Here is a 4523-nt window from a genome sequence, read left to right as displayed (position 1 = left end):
CCGCGCGCACCACCCCGCGCGCGCGCGCCACCACCTCCTCGCCCAGCGGGGTGAACCGCACCGAGCGCCGCGTCCGCTCGACCAGCGCGGCGCCCAGCAGCCGCTCCAGCTCGGCGATGCCGACCGACAGCGTCGACTGCGTAACGAAGCTCGCCGCCGCCGCGCGCCCGAAATGGCCGTGCTCGTGCAACGCCAGCAGATAGGCGAGTTGGCGCAACGAGGGCAGCGGCTTGCTCAATCGACCGATCCGATGACAGACATCGGTTTAATCCATTGGATAAATCTGTCGGCGCTGTCCATTAAGGAGGTATAGGTTTCTGGAGAGAGTCATGGACGCGATCACGTCGGGCAGCCCGATCAACGATCCCCGCAACCAGCCGATGGCATTGCGCACGCTGCTGGGCCGCACGCCCAAGGATTGGTGGCCCGAGGCGCTGTCGCTGGACATCCTGTCGCAGCGTGGCGTCTCGCCCGATCCCTATGGCACGACGTTCAACTATCGCGAGGCGTTCAAGACGCTCGATTACCGGGCGGTCAAGGCCGACCTGACCGCGCTGATGACTGACAGCCAGCCCTGGTGGCCGGCGGACTATGGTCATTACGGCCCGTTCTTCATCCGCATGGCCTGGCATTCGGCCGGCACATACCGCACCGGCGACGGCCGCGGCGGCTCGGGCGCGGGGCAGCAGCGGTTCGCGCCGCTCAACTCGTGGCCGGACAATGGCAATCTCGACAAGGCGCGCCGGCTGCTCTGGCCGGTCAAGCAGAAGTACGGCCGTGCGCTGAGCTGGGCGGACCTGTTCATCCTCGCCGGCAATGTCGCGATCGAGTCGATGGGCGGGCCGGTGTTCGGCTTCGGCGGCGGCCGCGCCGACGTGTTCGAGCCCGAGAAGGACATCTACTGGGGCACCGAGGAGGAGTGGCTGGGCCAGACCCGCATCGACGAGGAGGCTGGGCTCACGCTGGAGAACCCGCTCGCCGCGATCCAGCACGGCCTGATCTACGTCAATCCGGAAGGCCCCGGCGGCTGTCCCAACCCCATGGGCTCCGCGCGCGACATGAAGGAGACGTTCGGCCGCATGGGCATGAACGACGAGGAGACCGTGGCGCTGACCGCCGGCGGCCACACCTTCGGCAAGGCGCACGGTAACGGCGACGCGTCCAAGGTCGGCAAGGAGCCGGAGGGCGCCGACATCGCATCGCAGGGCATCGGCTGGGGCTCCACCCATGGCACCGGCATGGGCGAGGACACGATCACGTCGGGCATCGAGGGCGCGTGGACGCCGACGCCGACGACGTGGGACATGACCTATTTCGACATGCTGCTCGACCATGAATACGAGCTGGTGAAGAGCCCCGCCGGCGCCCACCAGTTTCAGCCGGTCGGCAATCCCGACGAGACGCTGGCGCCGGCCGCGCACAATCCGGGCAAGCGCGTGCCGACGATGATGACGTCCGCCGACATGGCGCTCAAGGTCGATCCCGCCTATCGCGCGATCACCGAGAAGTTCCGCGCCGATCCGGCGTATTTCGCCGATGCCTGGGCACGCGCCTGGTTCAAGCTGTGCCATCGCGACATGGGGCCGAAGGTGCGCCTGCTCGGGCCCGAAGTGCCCGAAGAGCTGATCTGGCAGGACAATGTCCCCGCCGCGACGGGCGCGCCGCTGGACGAAGCGGGCATCGCGACGCTGAAGCAGGCGATCGCCGCCACCGGCCTGTCGATCGCCGAGCTGGTCACCACCGCCTGGGCGTCCGCTTCGACCTGGCGCGGATCCGACCATCGCGGCGGCGCCAACGGCGCGCGCATCCGGCTGGCCCCGCAGAAGGACTGGACGGTCAACGAGCCGGAGCAGCTGGCGACAGTGCTCGCCAAATATGAGCAGGTGAAGGCGGACTTCGCGGGTGACGTGTCGATCGCCGACCTGATCGTGCTGGGCGGCGTCGTCGGCGTCGAGCAGGCGCTCCAGGCGGCCGGCAAGGACATCGCCGTGCCCTTCACGCCGGGCCGCACCGACGCGACGCAGGATCAGACGGACGTCGAGAGCTTCGCGGTGCTGGAGCCCAAGGTGGACGGCTTCCGCAATTACCTGTCGACCAAGCATTCGGTGCCGACGGAAGAGCTGCTGGTCGATCGCGCGCAGCTGCTGGGGCTGAGCGCGCCCGAGATGACGGTGCTGGTGGGTGGCTTGCGCGTGCTCGGCGCCAACCATTCCAAGGCCAAGCAGCATGGTGTCTTCACCAGCCGCCCCGGCGAGCTGCGCAATGACTGGTTCGTCAACCTGCTGCAGATGGCGACCGCCTGGAAGCAGGTCGACGACACCGGCGACGAGGAGTTCGTCGGCACCGACCGCCACACGCACGAGCATATGTGGACCGCGTCACGCACCGATCTGGTGTTCGGCTCCAACTCGCAGCTGCGCGCGATCGCGGAGGTCTATGCCTGCGACGACGCCGACGACATGTTCGCGCGCGACTTCGTCAAGGCCTGGACCAAGGTAATGAACGCCGATCGCTACGACCTGATGGCGTGACCTCAGTCACCCCGCCGCGCGCGACGGCGTTGCGGCGGGGCCCCGCGCCGTGCCAAGGCGCGCGGGAACGGGGAGCATGATGACGGCGCGGGTATCGACGGGCAATGGCGGACTTGACCTGATCCTGCGCGGCGGCCTTCCCGCCGATCGCTTGTATCTGCTGGAGGGCGCGCCGGGCTCGGGCAAGACGACGCTGGCGCTGGAGTTCCTGCGCGAGGGCGTCGCCCGGGGCGAGAAGGCGCTCTACATCACTTTGTCGGAGACACGCGAGGAACTGGCCGTCGTCGCGGAGTCGCACGGCTGGAGCATCGACGCGTTCGACGTGTTCGAGCTGTCGGCCGCCGACGGCGTGCTCGGCGAGGGCCGCGAACAGTCCATCCTCCATCCCTGGGAGATGGAGCTGGGCGAGACGGTGAAGCTGATCCAGGACGAGGTGGAGCGGGTTCAGCCCGCGCGTGTCGTGTTCGACAGCCTGTCCGAAATGCGGCTGCTGGCGCAGGACTCGCTGCGCTTCCGCCGCCAGGTCCTGGCGCTCAAGCAGTTCTTCGCCGGGCGCCGGATCACGGTGGTGCTGGTCGACGATCTCAGCGGCTCGACCGCCGGTGCCGACGCGCATCTGCACAGCCTGTGCCACGGCGTGGTGACGCTGGAGCGGCTGACGCTCGACTTCGGCGCGGCGCGGCGGCGGTTGCAGGTGCAGAAGCTACGCGGCGTCGATTTCGTCGCCGGCTTCCACGACTTCACGATCCGGCGCGGCGGGCTGGACATCTATCCCCGGCTGATCGCCGCCGACCACCATGCCGCCTTTCTGGGCGAGGCGGTGGCGAGCGGCGTGCCCGCGCTCGACCAGCTGCTGGGCGGCGGGCCGTTGCGCGGCACCTGCACGCTGATCTCCGGCCCGGCGGGCACCGGCAAAACCACCATCGCGCTGCAATATGTCCACGCCGCCTGCGCGCGCGGCGAGCCGGGCGTGGTCTATCAGTTCGACGAGCGCGTCGGCACGTTGATGGCGCGGTCCAAGGCATTCAACCTTGATCTCCAGGCGCAGATCGACAGCGGCTGCCTCCGGATCGAGCAGATCGATCCGGCCGAGCTGTCGCCCGGCGAGTTCGCCACGCGCGTGCGGCGCCAGGTGGAGGAGCGCGGCGTCCGCTCCATCGTGATCGACAGCCTCAACGGTTATCTGGCCGCGATGCCGCAGGAGCAGCAGCTGATCCTGCAGCTTCACGAGCTGCTGTCCTACCTCAACCAGAGCGGCGTCGCGACCTTCCTCATCAACCCGCAGCACGGGCTGCTGGGATCGATGAACTCCAGCATCAACGTCTCCTATATCGCCGACGCGGTGCTGCTGCTCCGCTTCTTCGAGGCGGAGGGGCGCATCCGCAAGGCGATCTCGGTGATCAAGAACCGCGCGGGCATGCATGAGGACACGATCCGCGAGTTCCGCGTCGATGCCTCGGGCGTGCGCGTCGGCGAGCCGCTGGTGGCGTTCCGCGGCGTGCTGACGGGAACGCCCGCCTATGTCGGCGAGCAGGCGCCGTTGATGGAAGATCGCGGGCGTGGCGGCTAGCGCGGCCGGCGAAGGCGATCGCGTCCTGATCGTCGCGCCGTTCGGGCGCGACGCGGAGACCACCGCCGCGCTGTTGCGCGCGCGCGGTTATGACGCGCACCCTTGCGCCGATCTGGACGCGGTCGCCGCCGTTATCGACGAGCAGGTCGGCGTCGTGCTGCTGACGCAGGAGGCGATGAACGGCGGGGCGGACGGCCTGCGGGCCCGGCTCGCCGAACAGCCCGCCTGGTCCGACATCCCGTTCATCCTGCTCGCCGCGCGGCAGGCGGGCGCGCCCGGCTCGGCCGACGCGTTCCGCGCCCGGCTGCTGGAGTTCACCGGCAACGCGATCGTGTTGGAACGGCCGCTGGGGCTCGCCTCGCTGGTCAGCGCCACCGCGTCCGCGATGCGCGCGCGCCAGCGCCAGTTCCAGATGCGCGACC

Annotated in this window: 3 protein-coding genes and 1 pseudogene; 3 read left to right on the top strand and 1 reads right to left on the bottom strand. The window is 69.2% G+C overall.

Features of this window, described 5'->3' with window-relative positions; all coding sequences use genetic code 11:
• A partial coding sequence (locus HUU95_RS09235) for a LysR family transcriptional regulator (protein ID WP_174279844.1) occupies positions 1–238 on the bottom strand: 238 nt, incomplete at its 3' end.
• Positions 239–329: 91 nt separating this feature from the next.
• Between HUU95_RS09235 and katG the strand changes: the two genes are divergently transcribed.
• The 3 genes and pseudogenes from katG to HUU95_RS09220 all read left to right on the top strand — a co-directional run.
• Complete coding sequence (gene katG, locus HUU95_RS09230) at positions 330–2531, top strand: catalase/peroxidase HPI (protein ID WP_174279843.1); 2202 nt, start codon at positions 330–332, stop codon at positions 2529–2531.
• Positions 2532–2610: 79 nt separating this feature from the next.
• Complete coding sequence (locus tag HUU95_RS09225) at positions 2611–4101, top strand: ATPase domain-containing protein (protein WP_254602718.1); 1491 nt, start codon at positions 2611–2613, stop codon at positions 4099–4101.
• Positions 4091–4523 (top strand): annotated as a pseudogene (locus tag HUU95_RS09220) (histidine kinase); the annotation flags it as partial. The gene HUU95_RS09225 and the pseudogene HUU95_RS09220, both read left to right, overlap by 11 nt.

It is taken from the genome of Sphingomonas bacterium (genome assembly GCF_903643065.1).
Taxonomy (GTDB): domain Bacteria; phylum Pseudomonadota; class Alphaproteobacteria; order Sphingomonadales; family Sphingomonadaceae; genus Sphingomonas.
This window is presented reverse-complemented; position numbering and strand designations above follow the sequence as displayed.